This is a genomic window from Kitasatospora sp. NPDC008115, from assembly GCF_042957205.1.
In the GTDB taxonomy this organism is placed as follows: Bacteria; Actinomycetota; Actinomycetes; order Streptomycetales; family Streptomycetaceae; genus Kitasatospora.
The window spans coordinates 1-15,021 of the sequence record NZ_JBIBHU010000001.1 but is presented as its reverse complement, the minus strand read 5'-3'; the positions used below and the strand labels follow the sequence as shown (position 1 = coordinate 15,021).

Annotated in this window: 7 protein-coding genes and 1 pseudogene; 3 read left to right on the top strand and 5 right to left on the bottom strand. The window is 71.1% G+C overall.

The window, feature by feature from the left end; genetic code table 11:
* Window positions 1-56: 56 nt before the first annotated feature.
* The 3 genes from ACFZBX_RS00040 to ACFZBX_RS00030 form a co-directional block, all read right to left on the bottom strand.
* Window positions 57-1,748 (bottom strand): 3-hydroxyacyl-CoA dehydrogenase family protein, encoded by a 1,692-nt coding sequence (locus tag ACFZBX_RS00040; RefSeq protein WP_391530359.1) that lies wholly within the window; start codon window positions 1,746-1,748, stop codon window positions 57-59.
* A 57-nt stretch (window positions 1,749-1,805) separates the two neighbouring features.
* Window positions 1,806-3,188, bottom strand: coding sequence for a crotonyl-CoA carboxylase/reductase (gene ccrA, locus ACFZBX_RS00035; protein WP_391530357.1), 1,383 nt, complete (start codon window positions 3,186-3,188; stop codon window positions 1,806-1,808).
* Between the two features lie 528 nt (window positions 3,189-3,716).
* Window positions 3,717-4,508, bottom strand: coding sequence for a BTAD domain-containing putative transcriptional regulator (locus ACFZBX_RS00030; protein WP_391530356.1), 792 nt, complete (start codon window positions 4,506-4,508; stop codon window positions 3,717-3,719).
* 495 nt (window positions 4,509-5,003) lie between these two features.
* On the opposite strand from ACFZBX_RS00030, the gene ACFZBX_RS00025 reads away from it, so the two are divergent.
* The 3 genes from ACFZBX_RS00025 to ACFZBX_RS00015 are packed head-to-tail and all read left to right on the top strand — an operon-like array spanning window position 5,004 to window position 7,949.
* Complete coding sequence (locus ACFZBX_RS00025) at window positions 5,004-6,902, top strand: HAD-IIIC family phosphatase (protein WP_391530354.1); 1,899 nt, start codon at window positions 5,004-5,006, stop codon at window positions 6,900-6,902.
* Between the two features lie 10 nt (window positions 6,903-6,912).
* Window positions 6,913-7,137, top strand: a complete 225-nt coding sequence (locus ACFZBX_RS00020; protein ID WP_380762188.1) for an acyl carrier protein — start codon at window positions 6,913-6,915, stop codon at window positions 7,135-7,137.
* Entirely contained in the window at window positions 7,134-7,949 is an 816-nt protein-coding gene (locus ACFZBX_RS00015) for a 2-oxo acid dehydrogenase subunit E2 (RefSeq protein WP_391530353.1), read from the top strand. Before ACFZBX_RS00020 ends, ACFZBX_RS00015 begins: the two co-directional genes overlap by 4 nt.
* A gap of 96 nt (window positions 7,950-8,045) precedes the next feature.
* Here the strand turns inward: ACFZBX_RS00015 and ACFZBX_RS00010 are convergent, their stop codons facing one another.
* Together ACFZBX_RS00010 and ACFZBX_RS00005 are read right to left on the bottom strand one after the other, a co-directional pair.
* The gene (locus tag ACFZBX_RS00010; protein ID WP_391530352.1) at window positions 8,046-14,663 is read right to left on the bottom strand and encodes an SDR family NAD(P)-dependent oxidoreductase; all 6,618 of its coding nucleotides are present in this window, start codon (window positions 14,661-14,663) and stop codon (window positions 8,046-8,048) included.
* Window positions 14,664-14,703: 40 nt separating this feature from the next.
* Window positions 14,704-15,021: pseudogene (locus tag ACFZBX_RS00005) on the bottom strand (beta-ketoacyl synthase); the annotation flags it as partial.

Below are 15,021 nucleotides of genomic sequence, written 5' to 3'. Positions count from 1 at the left end.
AACTCCACCACGCCGCGGGTGTGGTGGAGTTCAGGCGCCGGTGGGGCCGTGGGGTGTCAGACCGTGTGGAAGCCGCGGCCGGTCTTTCGGCCCAGGTGGCCGAGGGCGGTCAGGCGGGTGAGGGCGGGGGAGGGGGCGAAGTCCTCGGTGCCGAAGGACTCGTGCAGTCGGCGGAGGATGGCGAGGGACACGTCGAGCCCCACCGTGTCGAGGAGGGCGAACGGGCCCAGGGGGAAGCCCAGCAGCGACTCGACGGAGGAGTCGACCTCCGCCACGTCGAGGGACGGGCTGCTCTCCAGTGTCTGGACGGCGTGGTTCAGGTAGGGGAAGAGCAGGTAGTTGACGATGAATCCGGTCCGGTCGGCGCAGTCGACGGCGGTCTTGCCGAGGGCGGCGCAGACGGCGTGGACGGCGGCGTGGGCCGTGTCGCCCGTCGCCTCGGTGCGTACGACCTCGACCAGGCGCATCACCTGGGCCGGGTTGAAGAAGTGCATGCCGATCACGTCCTCGGGCCGGCCGGTGGAGGCCGCGCACTCGGCGACGGAGAGGCTGGACGTGGTGGTCGCGAGCACCGCGCCGGGGCGGCACACCTTGTCGAGTTGCTCGAAGACCGCCCGCTTGACCGGCAGGTCCTCGACCACCGCCTCGATGACCAGGTCGCAGTCGAAGAGGACGGACGGCTCGTGGTCCGCGTGGACGCGGGCGAGCGCCGTGCGCGCGGCGTCGGCGTCGAGCCGGCCCCGCTCGACCGACCGCGCCAGGGACGAACCGATGGTCGCGCGCGCGAACTCCGCCCGGTCGAGGGTCCGGCCCACCAGCGTGGTCCCCACCCCGGCGAGGGCCAGGGACTGCGCGATGCCGCGGGCCATGGTGCCGGTGCCGACGATGCCGACGTGCCCGACGGCCGGGGCCCCGCCCGTCGAACGGCGCGGCGCCGCGGACCCGGTGCGCCGGCCGGACTCGTCGTAGCCGTGGAAGCCCCGTCCGCTCTGGCGCCCCAGCCGTCCGGCCGCGATCATCCGCTCCAGCGAGGCGGGCGGGCGGTGGTGCGCGAGGCCGGTGCGCCGGTGCAGGTCGTCGAGTTCCCGGTGCACGGTGTCGACGCCGATGGCGTCGAGCATCTCGAACGGGCCGGCGGGCAGGCCGCACCCGAGCCGCATCGCGGTGTCGATGTCCTCGCAGGAGGCGTACCCCTCCTCGTGCAGCGCGACGGCGCGGCCGAGGTAGGGCAGCAGCAGTTCCCGGGCGACGGCCGGGTCGGCGCCCCGCGGCGCGACCGCGTGCCCGAGCAGCGACAGGAGTTCCTCGACCGCCGCGACCGCCTCGGGCGCGGTCATCGTGGTGCCGACGACCTGTGCCCCCGCCCTCGGGGACGACGGGACGGCGAAGCGCAGCCCCACCAGCCGCTCGGGGCGGCCGGACGCGATGGCGAGCGCCGGCACCGACAGCGAGGCCGTCGTCGTGACCAGCGCGGTGACGCCCGGGCGCAGCGCCCCCAGGCGGCGCAGCACGTCCTCCTTGGCGTCCGCGTGCCGGGACACCGCCTCGATGACCACGTCGGCCCCGCCCAGCCGCCCGAACTCGCCGCTCACGTCGGCGGTGCCGGCCCGCGCGCGCACTCTCGCGACGACGTCCGGATCGCTGTCGACACCGATCACCCGGACACCGCTCGCGTCGAGTGCGCGCAGCAGGCTCTGTCCCAGTGAGCCCAGGCCGACGATGCCGACCACCATGTGTTGCTGAACCACGCTCAGAGTCCCCTCAGCTTCGTGAATCGATCAACCTGCGTACGGTGGGCGGGCCGGTCAGTGCCCGCTCGGCGCGGCTCCGCCCCCGGCGCCGTCGGCCGGGGCGGGCGTGCGGAAGCGGTTGACGGCGTCGAGGTGCTCGGCCCGCAGGGCGTGGTCGCGCACCCCCAGACCCTCCCGGGGCGCGAGGGCGAGGACGCCGATCTTGCCCTGGTGCACGTTGTGGTGGACGTCCCACGCCGCCTGGCCGGTGTCCTTGAGGGGGTACGTCCTCGACAGGGTCGGGTGGATCCTGCCCTTGACGATGAGGCGGTTGGCCTCCCACGCCTCGCGGTAGTTGGCGAAGTGCGAGCCGACGATCCGCTTGAGGGACATCCAGAGGTACCGGTTGTCGTACTCGTGGAGGTACCCGGAGGTGGAGGCGCAGGTGACGACGGTGCCGCCCTTGCGGGTCACGTAGACGGAGGCGCCGAAGGTCTCCCGGCCGGGGTGCTCGAAGACGATGTCGACGTCCTCGCCGCCGGTCAGCTCGCGGATGCGCAAGCCGAACCGCTTCCACTCCCTGGGGTCCTGCGTCCGCTCGTCCTTCCAGAACCGGAAGTCCTCCGCGGAGCGGTCGATGACGGCCGTGGCGCCCATCGCCCGGCACAGCTCGGCCTTGCGCGCGCTGGAGACCACGCAGATCGGATTGGCGCCGCCGGCCAGGACGAGCTGTGTCGCGTACGACCCCAGGCCGCCGCTGGCGCCCCAGACGAGGACGTTGTCGCCCTGCTTCATGCCCGCGCCGTTGCGGGAGACGAGCTGGCGGTAGGCGGTCGAGTTGACCAGCCCGGAGCCGGCGGCCTCCTCCCAGGTCAGCCGCTCGGGCTTGGGCATTAGCTGGTTCGCCCTGACCAGCGCGATCTCGGCGAGGCCGCCGAAGTTGGTCTCGTAGCCCCAGATCCGCTGCTCGGGGTCGAGCATCGAGTCGTTGTGGCCGTCCGAACCCTCCAGGTCGACCGAGAGGCAGTGCGCCACCACCCGGTCGCCGGGCCGCCACCGCCGGACGCCGGGGCCGGTGCGCAGGACGACGCCGGCCAGGTCGGAACCGATCGCGTGGTACTCCCGGTCGTGGCGCGCGGCCGAACCGCCGGTGCGCCCGTAGCGTTCCAGCAACGCGAAGGTGGACACCGGCGAGCCGAGCGCGCTCCACACGGTGTTGTAGTTGATGGCGCTGGCCATGACCGCGACCAGGACCTCGCCCACCCCGGGCTCCGGGGTGGGGACTTCGGCCAGGTGGATGGACTTCCGGGTGTCGCGCTCCGGGGCCGGTATGCCCTCGAACATGTCGCGCTCGCTGCGGAACAGTACGGCCGCCCGGTGCGACTCGGGAATCTCCAGTGCGGCGAAGTCTTCGGAGACTGCTTCGGGCGACTCGACCGCCTCGATGATGTGCTGCATCACGGACCTCTCTGTCGAATTTCGGTGAGAACTGGGACAGGCGACGGCCGGGCCGGCCTGTCGAATTCGACGGAGTACCGGGGAAACAGCCGTTTGTCCACGCCAACAAGGGGGCTCACGAAAAGAGGGCGCGTATCAGACACACCGGCCGGCGGAGGAGGAGCCGCGTGCGGAGGAGGCGGCGTCTGGGTGCTTTTTCGACACGCATTCTCACGCTAGCAGCGGACACCGATCACGAACAAGCACGGTTTTCCGCGGACGTGCACGCCGTCCGGTCACCGGTCGCGGGGTCGCACATCCCGCTCCTGGCCGGTCGGGGCCGTGTTGCCCACGGCCCCGGCCGGCGGGCCGGCGGAGTCCATGATCGGCGAGGTTAGCGAGGTGCAAGCATGATGCGAGAAGCGTTTGGAACACTGATGGTCGAACGATTACCTCAGCGGGCGATGTCGAGGGCGGAGGGGAGGCCCGACGCGAGGAAGGGGTACGGCCTTTGCAGGGCTGTGAGGGTGATTCGGAACCGGAACCGGTCTACAGGGAGCGGGGCGTCCAACTCGCTGGATAGGAGGTGCGGAGGACTCTCCTGTCCTTGTTGAGGATGGCCTCGTGGAGCTGGCGCAACGACCGTCCCGGACGCAGTCCGAGACTGTCGGTGAGGGCGCGGGCCCGCTCGTAGACGTGGAGGGCGTCCGCCTGTCGCTGGGACCGGTACAGGGCGAGCATCAGGTGCTGGTAGAACACCTCGTGGTGCGGGTGATCGGCGATCAGTGAATACAGCAGGCTGATCATCTCGCGGTGGCGGTCGAGGAGGAAGTTCGACACGATCAGCATCTCCAGGCATTCCAGTCGCAGTTCGTTGATGCGCTGGATGAAGCTGTTGACGGTCGGGCCCCCCTGCAGACCGTCGAGCGGAGACCCGCGCCAGATGGACAGGGCTTCCTTGAGGGCGGCGTTGGCCTCTTTCGCTCTGCCGGACGCGAGTTCGCGGCGGCCCCGTTTGAGGGCCTGCTCGAAGACGTGGAGATCGAGTTCGTCGGCTCCGAGGTGGAGTACGTAGCCCGAAGTCCGTGTGGCGATCATGTCATCGCGTTCGCTCGCCTGGGCGAGCAGCTTGCGTAACTGTGAGACGTAGGCGTAGAGACTGGCCGAGGCGTGCTTCGGCTGGTCCTCGTCCCACAGTTCTGCGAGGAGATCCTTTGTCGGGACGATCTGATCGGATCTGATGAGCATCGTCGCCAGTATGATCTCGACTTTTCGAGTGCTGGAAGCGAACTCTTTCTCTCCCGATTTTATCCTTAAAGACCCCAGAATCTCATATCGCATTTGACGAACCTTCGTTACCTTCCAGGGCAGCGGGCGTGGCTGCTTTTGGCGGGCTTCTCTCGGGGACATCTGAAGGGAATTCAAGCACGAAGGGGCTGCGGAGCGCGTTGCGCCACCCGAAACCGCAGGCAGCTTGCCCTTTCGGACAATCGCAGCGTGCCCCTTCGGACAAACATCGCGAACGGTCGCACAAGTACTGGAGATTGTAAAGCGGGGGCCCCGGCCACCGGACACCGGGCCGGGTCCGCGAACCGTCGATCGGCGGCACTCGGGCGTTCATCGAGTGCCGCCGTCCGCATTCCCGGTCTGGAATGTCTCTTTTGCGGCTCGCGGCGCCGGCCGACCGGCCCTTGACCAGGCGCGGACGCCTCGCCGGCCGGTCCGCTGGAAGCTTTGTGACAGATGGCTGTTAGCGCGGAAACCTACGATATCCGCGCTGGAAGGGCCGGGACGGTCTCACTGTGGGCGACCGGTTTTCCTCCGTTGCGGGCGGAAATGAGGAGAATGGTGGAACCTGTCGTGCCCTCGGGCTCCGTGCCCGATATCACAGATGAGCTGCTCCGGCTGTTTTCATCCGGCCAGGCGGTGGCGAGTTATCCACGCTTGGCCGGTCTGCTCTCGGCGGCGGAACCGGCGGACTTCGCGCGCGCGTGCCACCAGCTCGCGCGGCTCGACCCCGACGACGTGCTGAAGGCCCATCCCGACAGCACGGCCGTCACCGTCGCCGTCACCGGCCACGGCACCCTGTCGACGCTCGTACCGCCGCTCACCGGCGAGCTGGCCAGGCACGGACTGCTCCTGCGCCCGTTCGTGAGCGACTTCGACAGCTATGTCTTCGACCTCCTGGACCAGGACAGCGAGCTCTACCGTCGCGGCGCCGACCTGACGCTCTGCGTGCTCGATCCGATGATCGTCTTCGACGAGGTGCCGGTCCCCTGGCGGCCGGCCGACGTCGAACGGGTCCTCGACGACAAGCTCCGCACCCTGGAGCGGATCACGGCCGCCTTCACGGCCGGCGCCCACGGGACGCTCGTCCTCAACACCATGCCGCTGCCCCGGCGGTTCACCGCCCAACTCGTCGACCACCGCTCCAGGAGCGAACTGGGGGCGGTCTGGCGCGAGGCCAACGCCCGGCTGCTGCGGATGGCGGCCGAGGCGCCCGGCCTCGTCGTGATCGACCTGGACCCGCTGGTGGCCGAGGGCATCGCGGTCACCGACCCGCGGATGAGCACCTACGCCAAGGCCCACCTGTCGGCCGAACTGCTGGCCCGCTACGCCAGGGAGATCGGCCACCTGGCGCGGCACACCGCGGGGAGGAGCAAGAAGTGCCTCGTCCTCGACCTGGACGGCACGCTCTGGGGAGGGGTGCTCGGCGACGACGGCGTCGAGGGCGTCGAACTGTCCGGCAGCCCCAAGGGCGAGGCGTTCAACGGCGTCCAGCGCGTGGTCAAGCAGATCGGCTCCCAGGGCGTCCTGGTCGCGGTGGTGAGCAAGAACGAGATCACGCTGGTGCGCGAGGCCTTCCGGGAGCGCCAGGACTCGGTGCTGCGCGAGGACGACATGGTCCGCATCATCGCCAACTGGCGCCCCAAGCACGACAACCTGACCGAACTCGCGCAGACGCTCAACCTCGGCGTGGACAGCTTCGTCTTCGTCGACGACAGCGCCCTCGAATGCGGCCTCGTCCGGAGCGAACTGCCCGGCGTCGCCGTCGTACGGGTGGACGGCGACCCCGCACTGCACGTCGGGAAGATCCTGCGGGACGGCTGGTTCGACACCCCGGTACTGACCGTCGAGGACCGCCGGCGGGTCGTCAGGTACCAGGAGGAACTCGTCCGGAAGGACTTCCTGGACAGCTTCGACTCGGTCCAGGACTTCCTGCGCGAACTGAAGGTCACCGTCCGGCTGGCCGCCGTCCAGGACGCCGAGATCCCGCGCGTGTCGCAACTGACCCTGCGCACCAACCAGTTCAACCTCACGACCCGCCGCCTCCAGCAGGCCCAGGTCCGGGAACTGGCGGACGACCCGGCCGCACGGGTGCTGACGATCCACTCCGGGGACCGCTTCGGCGACAACGGCCTCGTCGGCGCCGTGTTCACCAGGCAGGACGGGGACATCCTGCACATCGACAACTTCGTCCTGAGCTGCCGGGTGTTCTCACGCGGCATCGAACAGGCCGCCCTCGCCGCCGTCCTGGAACGGGCCAAGGCCGACGGCGTCCAGGCCGTGTACGGAACCTACCGCCCCACCAAGAAGAACGGCGCGGTGAAGGACCTCTATCCGCGCTACGGATTCACACCCGCGGCGGAGGACGGGGCCGCGCTCGTGTTCCGCCACGACCTTCGTCAGATACCCGACCGACCGGAACACGTGTCGCTCCACGAGGAACTGTAGGTGGAATGTGATGAACATCGATGAATTCGTCTCGATCGTCCGCGACGAGCTCGGAATCCCCCTCACGGAACAGGACGTCGAGCTGAGCTTCGACGAACTGCCCGGCTGGGACTCCGTGCAGATGCTGTGGCTGCTCACCATCCTGGAACAGCGCACGGGCAAGAGCCTCTCCCTGCCGGACATGCTGGAGGCCCCCAGCCTCGCCGGGCTCCACACCCTCGTGGTGGCCCAGTGAACGCCGCACCCCTGGCCCCGGAGCGGCGACCCACCCTGTACTTCCTCGAACACATCAGATCGTTCGCCCCGGTCTTCCTGGACACGGAGGTCGACATGACGGCCGTGCGGCGGCACCGGGCCGCCGCACGCGCGGCGGGGGAGCACCTCTCCCTCGTCTCCTACATCGTCCACGCCGCGGGACGCGTGCTGGCGGCGCACCCCGAGGCCAACGCGGCCGTCCGGGGCACGTTCGCGCCGAAGGTCGCCAGGTTCTCCGGCGTCTCGGGCAAGGTCACGTTCGACAAGACGGTCAACGGCCGGCGGGTGGTCCTGTCCACCGTGCTGCCGGACGTGCACGTGGCCGACCAGGCGGACATCCAGCGGCAGATCGAGGTCGTCCGGGACGGCGATCCGGAGACCATGCCGCAGTTCGCGAAGGTCAGGGCGCTCCGCAGGCTGCCCGTCCCGCTGGGACGGCTGGCCTTCCGCGCGGGCATCCGCGGCCTGGGCAAGCGGCCGCAGCTGGTCGGGACCTTCGCGGTCACCTCGCTGGGGCACCGGGCCGTGGACGGCTTCCACTCGGTGGGCGGCACGACCATCACGCTCGGCGTCGGCCGGATGTCCGACCGCCCGGTCGTCCGGGACGGATCGATCACCGTCGCCCCGATGATGCGCCTCAGCCTCGCCTTCGACCACCGCGTCATCGACGGCGCGGAGGCGGCGGACGTGCTGACCGACCTGAAGACGCGGCTGGAGGAGTTCGGGTCCGAGGCCGCCGCGGAGCCGGCCGCCGCGCACCTGGACGACGTGCCGGCCGCGCCGCGGAGCTGACACCGTCCCTCGGGCGCGCACAGGGCGGTCCGCTCACGGCGAAGGGCCCCGGTCTCCTGGACCGGGGCCCTTCGCCGTCCTGCTCGGGGCCGCCCGTCAGGGCTGGACGCGCAGCTCCTTGTTGATGAAGTCCAGGATCTCGCTGGCCGACGCCGACTCCATCCGCCGGGCCACGTCCTGCTCCGGCTCGGCCTCGCTCGTCCGCAGCCGCTTCCACTTCGCCACGACCGCCTCCAGCCGCTGGGCGACCCGGGCGTGGGTCTGCTCGTCGGGCTCCTCGGTCAGCCCGGCCAGGGCCGACTCCAGGCCCGCCAGCTCGGAGAGCACCGGCGGCTCGGCCTCCGGCAGGCCGGGCGCGAGCTGCTCGCGCAGGTACCGGGCGAGCGCCATCGGGGTCGGGTGGTCGAAGACCAGGGTCGCCGGCAGCCGGATACCCGTGTCGGCGCTCAGCTTGTTGCGCAGCTCCACGCCGGTCAGCGAGTCGATGCCCAGCTCCTTGAAGGCGCTGTCCGTCTCGATCGTGGACGGGTCGATGCGGCCGAGCGTGGCGGCGAGCTGGTCGCGGATCAGGTTGACCAGCAGCTGGTCGCGCTGGCGGTCGCTCATCGGAGCGAGCCGCTCGGTCAGGCTGTTGCGCCCCCCGCCGTCGACCGAGGTCGCGGCGAGCGCCCGGCGCCCGCCCTTCACGAGGTTCCGGAAGAAGGGCGGCAGCTCGGCGGCGGCATCCCTCACCGCGGCGAGGTTGAAGTGCGCGGTGACCAGGGCGGCGTTGCCGGCCGCCAGGGCCCGGTCGAACAGGGCCAGTCCCTCGGCGCTGGTCATGGGCGCGATGCCGTTGCGGTTGATGCGGCTGAGGTCGGTCGTGTTGAGGTGCCCGGTCAGGCTGCTCGTCTGCTCCCAGAATCCCCAGGCCATGGAGGTGGCGGGCAGCCCGAGCGCCTGCCGGTGGTGGGCCAGGGCGTCCAGGAAGGTGTTGGCGGCCGCGTAGTTCGCCTGCCCCGGGCTCCCCAGCGAGCCGGCCGCGGACGAGTAGAGGACGAAGGCGGCGAGGTCGAGGTGCCGGGTCTGGACGTGCAGGTTCCAGGCGGCGTCGGCCTTCGGCGCCAGGACGGTGTCCAGGCTGTCCAGGGTGATCTTCTCCACCGTGGCGTCGGCCAGGGCGCCCGCGGTGTGGACGACGGCGGTGAGGGGGTGCTCGTCGGGGATGCCGGCGAGGAGGGTGGCGAGTTGGCCGGCGTCGGCGGTGTCGCAGGCGGCGATGGTGACCTCGGCGCCGAGGTCGTTCAGCTCCTTGCGCAGCTGCTCGGCGCCCTCGGCCCGGAGGCCGCTGCGGCTGACCAGGAGCAGCCGGGTGTGCCCCTGGCCGACCAGGTGGTGGGCGAGGAGGCTGCCCAGGGTGCCGGTGCCGCCGGTGATCAGCACGGTTCCTTCGGGGGCCGGCGCGCGCGGCACGGTCAGCACCATCTTGCCGACGTGACGCGCCTGGCTGAGGAAGCGGAACGCCTCGGGCGCCTGCCGGATGTCCCAGGCCGTGACGGGCAGCGGCCGGAGCACCCCCGCCTCGAAGAGGCCCAGCAGCTCGGTCAGGATCTCCCGGATCCGTTCGGGCCCCGCCTCGAACAGGTCGAAGTTCCGGTACGCGACCCCCGGATGCGCCTCGGCGACCGCCTCGGGGTCCCGGACGTCCGTCTTGCCCATGTCCACGAATCGGCCGCCTTCCGGCAGCACCCGCAGCGACGCGTCCACGAACTCCCGGGCCAGGGAGTTGAGCACGACATCGACACCCCGGCCGCCGGTGGCCGTCAGGAACAGCTCCTCGAAGTCGAGGGTGCGGGAGGAGGCGATGTGGGCGTCGTCGAGCCCCATCTCCCGCAGCGCGGCCCACTTGCCCTGACTGGCGGTGGCGAAGACCTCCGCACCCCAGTGCCGGGCCAGCTGCACCGCGGCCATGCCCACGCCACCGGCCGCGGCGTGCACCAGCACCTTCTCGCCCGCGGCCAGCCGGGCCAGGTCGGCCAGGCCGTAGTAGGCGGTCAGGAAGACGACCGGCACGGCGGCCGCCTCGACGAAGGACCACCCGGCCGGCACGCGGACGAGCATCCGGTGGTCGGTGACCGCCTCGGAGGCCATGGAGTGCGGGACCAGGCCCATCACCCGGTCGCCCGGCACGAACTCGTCGACGCCGGGACCGACCTGGAGCACCACACCCGCGGCCTCGCTGCCGAGGTGGGCCCCCTCGCCCGGGTACATGCCGAGGGCGATGAGGGCGTCGCGGAAGTTCATCCCGGACGCCCGCACCGCGAGCCGCACCTCGCCCGGCGCGAGCGGGACGTCGTCGCCGGTGGACAGCGCCGCCAGGGTGAGGTGGTCCAGCGTCCCCTCCCCGTTCAGCTCCATCCGCCACGCCGCGGCCCCTTCAGGCACCCACAGCGCCTTCCGGGAGTCCAGGCGGGTCAGCCGCGGCGCGTACACGGTGCCGTCCCGCAGGGCCAGCTGCGGCTCGTCGGTGGCCAGGGCCGAGGTCATGGCGCCGAGGGAGGAGGTCGCGTCGTCGATGTCGAGCAGCGCGAACCGGCCGGGGTGCTCCGACTGCGCCGACCTCAGCAGCCCCCACAGCGGGGTGTCCGCCAGCGAGATCGACCCGTCCCCGCCGGGTCGGCCCCAGACCGTGTTGCGCGTCACCACCACGAGCCGCGACGCCGTGAACGCCTCTGTCGCCAGCCACTCCTGGACGACCGGCAGCACCTCGCGGACCGCCGTGTGCGCCCCGCCGACCGGGCCGTCGCCGTCGGGGGCGGAGGCGTAGGGCAGCAGCACCAGGTCCGGGACCGGCGCACCGGCCTCGATCGCGGTACGCAGCGAGGCGAGGTCCGCGTAGCCGGCCGCGCCGAGGTCCGCCACGGGGACCTGCCCGAAGCCGGAGTCCGCGCCGTTGACCCGGCCGGCGAGGACCGCCCACGTGGCGGAGGGCGATGCCGCTTCGGCCGCGACGGGGACCGTCGTCCAGTCCACCAGCAGCAGCGGCTGCGACGGCGACTGGCGGGAGGCCAGGTCGGCGAGCTGCTCGGCCGGCAGGGGGCGGGTGGTGAGGGCCTCGATGGCGGCGACGGGGGCGCCGCCCGCGTCGGCGAGGTGGATGCGGATGGTGTCCGGGCCGGTCGGGGTGAGCCTGGCGCGCAGGCGGCGGGCTCCGGTGGAGTACAGGTCGACACCGGACCAGGAGAACGGCAGCCGCATCGATCCCGGCCGGCCGTCCAGTGTGTCCAGGCCGATGGCGTGGAGGGCGGCGTCGAGGAGGGCGGGGTGGATGTCGAAGGCGTCGGCTTCGAGGTCCTCGGGGAGGGTGATGTCGGCGTAGGTGTGGTGCTCGTCGCGCCAGGCGGCGGTGAGGCCTTGGAAGGCGGGGCCGTAGGTGTAGCCGTGGTCGGCCAGCAGCGGGTAGGCGTCGGTGACGTCGACCGGGGTGGTGTTGGCGGGTGGCCAGGTGGTCAGGTCGGCTGCCTGGTCGCCGGCGGGGCCGGTGGTGGTGAGGGTGGCGGTGGCGTGGGTGGTCCAGGCGACCGCGTCGTCGGGAGTGGTGGTGTGGGGGCGGGAGCGGATGGTGAGGGTGCGGCGCTCGTCCTGCGGCGGGGAGAGGGTGGCCTGGAGGTCGAGGGGGTGGGTGCCGTTGAGCAGGAGTGGGGCGTGGAGGGTGAGTTCTTCGAGGTGGGGGTGGCCGGTGTGGTGGCCGGTGTGGAGGGCGAGGTCGACGAAGGCGGTGCCGGGCAGGAGGGTGGTGGTGGTGATGGCGTGGTCGCTCAGCCAGGGGTGGGTGTTCGTGGAGAGGGTGCCGGTGAAGACGCGGCCGCCGTCCGGGAGTTCGAGGTTCGCGGTGAGGAAGGGGTGGTCGGTGGTGTCGAGCCCGAACGTGGAGGCGTCGCCCGAGGTGGTCGGCGTGTGGGTGAGCCAGTAGCGCTGGTGCTGGAACGCGTAGGTGGGCAGGTCGACGGGGTGCTTGGTGGCGGGAGCGGTGTGGGTGCTCCAGTCGACGAGCGCACCGTGGGCGTGGAGTTGGGCGGCGGAGGCGAGGAACTGGGCCCAGTCGCCCTTGTGACGGCGGAGGGTGCCGGTGGTGAGCGTGGGGGTGTCGGTGTGGTCGGTGTGGTCGAGGATGTCCTGGATGCTGGTGGTCAGGACGGGGTGGGTGCTGATCTCGATGAGCTGGTGGTGGCCGTCGGTGATGAGCGCGTTGGCGGTGTCGGTGAAGCGGACCGTCTGGCGGAGGTTCCGGTACCAGTACTCGGTGTCCAGGGTGGTGGTGTCGGTGACGAGGGCGCCGGTGACGGTCGAGTAGAAGGGGGTGTGACCGACCTGGGGGGTGACGTCGCGCAGGTCATGGAGCAGACGGTCGCGGAACTTCTCCAGGTAGAAGGAGTGTCCGGGGACGTCCGAAGGGACGGTGCGGGCGTCGATGTGCTGATCGGTGCAGGCGGCTACGAGCTCGGCGAGGGCGGAGGTGTCGCCGGAGACGATGGTGGTGGCGGGGCCGTTGAACGCGGCGACGCTGATGCGGTCGGTCCAAGGGGCAAGGAGGGCTTCGGCCTGGTCGGCGGGCAGGGGCAGGGAGACCATGCCGCCCTCGCCGGAGATCTGGCGCAGGGCCTGGGAGCGCAGCGCGACGATGCGTGCGGCGTCGGGCAGGGTGAGGATGCCGGCGATGTGGGCCGCGGCGATCTCACCCTGGGAGTGACCGATGACCGCGTGGGGCTGGACGCCGTGGGACTGCCAGAGGGCGGCGAGGGAGACCATGGTGGCGAACAGGACCGGCTGGATGACGTCGATCCGCTCCAGGGAGGCCGCGTCGGGGTGGTCCTGGATGACGTCGAGGAGCGACCAGTCGACGTGCGGGGCCAAGGCCTCGGCGCAGGCATGGATGTGGTCGCGGAAGACGGTGCTGGTCCGGAACAGGTCGCGGCCCATGCCGGCCCACTGCGAGCCCTGACCGGGGAAGACGAACGCCGTCCTGCCGTTGGCCTGCGGGCGCTGGTCGGCGGTCACCAGGTGGGGTGAGGGCCGGCCCTCCTTCAGCGCGGCGAGTGCGTCGAGCAGGTCGGTACGGTCGTGGGCGATGACGGCGGCGCGGTGCTCGAACGCGGTGCGGGTGGTGGCCAGGGCATGGGCGATGTCACGGGCGTCCACGTCGGGACGACCGGCGACGAAGGTGTGCAGCCGGTCCGCCTGGTCGGCCAGGGCGTCGGCGGACTTGCCGGAGACGAGCCAGACGTGCGGTCCGTCCGTCGCCTCGTCGTCGGCCGGATCCGGGATGGTGTCGTCGGCCGTGTCGGCCTCGGTGGCGGGGGGTTGTTCGAGGATGAGGTGGGCGTTGGTGCCGCTGATGCCGAAGGAGGAGACGGCGGCGCGGCGTGGGTGGTCGGTGACCGGCCACGGGGTCTGCTCGGTCAGCAGGCTGATGTTGCCGGCGGTCCAGTCGACGTGCGGGGTCGGCTCGTCGATGTGGAGCGACTGGGGCAGGGTGCCGTGCTGCATGGCCAGGATCATCTTGATGACGCTGGCGACGCCGGCCGCTGCGGCGGTGTGGCCGATGTTCGACTTGATGGAGCCGAGGTGCAGGGGCTGGTCGGCGGGGCGGTCCTGGCCGTAGGTGGCGAGGAGCGCCTGGGCCTCGATGGGGTCGCCGAGGCGGGTTCCGGTGCCGTGGGCGTCGACGGCGTCCACCTGATCGGTGGTCAGGCCCGCGCTCGCCAGGGCCTGGCGGATCACCCGCTCCTGGGAGGGGCCGTTGGGCGCGGTGAGTCCGTTGCTGGCGCCGTCCTGGTTGACGGCACTGCCCCGGATGAGGGCCAGCACGGTGCGGCCGTTGCGCTGGGCGTCCGAGAGGCGCTCCAGCATGACCAGGCCGACACCCTCGGAGAACCCGGTCCCGTCGGCGGCCGCCGCGAACGGCTTGCAGCGGCCGTCGGCGGCGAGCCCGCGCTGCCTGCTGAACTCGGCGAAGCCGTCGGGCTCGGACAGCACGGCGACGCCACCCGCGAGGGCGAGGTCGCACTCGTTGTTGCGCAGGGCCTGGGCGGCGAGGTGGAGGGCGACCAGGGAGGACGAGCAGGCGCTGTCGATGGTCACCGCCGGGCCTTCGAGCCCGAGCACATAGGCCACCCGTCCGGACGCCACGCTGGCGGTGCTGCCCGTCAGCAGAAAGCCTTCCAACTCCTCCGGCGGGCGGCTGATCTGAGGCGCGTACGACTGGACGAGTCCCGCGAACACCCCGGTGCGGCTGCCGCGCAGGGTGGCCGGGTCGATTCCGGTGCGCTCGCAGGTCTCCCACGCGCATTCGAGCATCAGGCGCTGCTGGGGGTCCATGGCCAGCGCCTCGCGCGGGCTGATCCCGAAGAACTCGGTGTCGAATCCGCTGACGTCGCGCATGAAACCGCCGTGCCGGACGGTGGACTTCCAGGGGACCTCGGGATCGGGGTCGTAGATCCCCTCCAGGTCCCAGCCGCGGTCGTCGGGGAATTCGACGATCGCGTCGGTCCCGGACGCGACCAGGTCCCACAGGTCCTCCGGGGACGACACGTCTCCCGGCATCCGGCAGGCCATTCCGACGATGGCTATCGGCTCCTGCTGTCCCTCCTCCAACTCGCGCAGACGCCGTTGGGCCTGGCGCAGTTCGGCCATCGAACGGCGCAGGTAATCGCGGAGCTTGTCCTCATTTGACATGCGTGTCACCTCGTAGGGAGTTCCGTTGACGGAGCGTGGATCAAGCGAAGTTGTTGTCAAAGGCTTCGAACAGCTCTTCGTCGGTCGCGGATGTCAGATCGTCGTCGAGCGATTCCTCCGACGCCTGGTGGGCCCTGTTCCAGCGCCGCACGAGCTCGTTGAGGCGTGCCGTGATCTGTTCTTGCTGCTGCTGGTCCGTCGCGGGTTTCGCGAGTGCCTTTTCCAGCCTGTCCAGTTCATCCAGAACGGAAAGTGAGGTCTCTTCCGTGGTGGTGGGGATGTGGGTGTGGATGTAGGTGGCGAGGGCGGTGGGTGTGGGGTGGTCGAAGATGAGGGTGGTGGGGAGGCGGAGTCCGGT

Coding starts and splice junctions, on each gene's coding strand:
- ACFZBX_RS00010 (WP_391530352.1), bottom strand. CDS start 14,663: ATGTCAAATGAGGACAAGCTCCGCGATTACCTGCGCCGTTCGATGGCC.
- ccrA (WP_391530357.1), bottom strand. CDS start 3,188: ATGCAGCACATCATCGAGGCGGTCGAGTCGCCCGAAGCAGTCTCCGAA.
- ACFZBX_RS00020 (WP_380762188.1), top strand. CDS start 6,913: ATGAACATCGATGAATTCGTCTCGATCGTCCGCGACGAGCTCGGAATC.
- ACFZBX_RS00025 (WP_391530354.1), top strand. CDS start 5,004: ATGAGGAGAATGGTGGAACCTGTCGTGCCCTCGGGCTCCGTGCCCGAT.
- ACFZBX_RS00030 (WP_391530356.1), bottom strand. CDS start 4,508: ATGCGATATGAGATTCTGGGGTCTTTAAGGATAAAATCGGGAGAGAAA.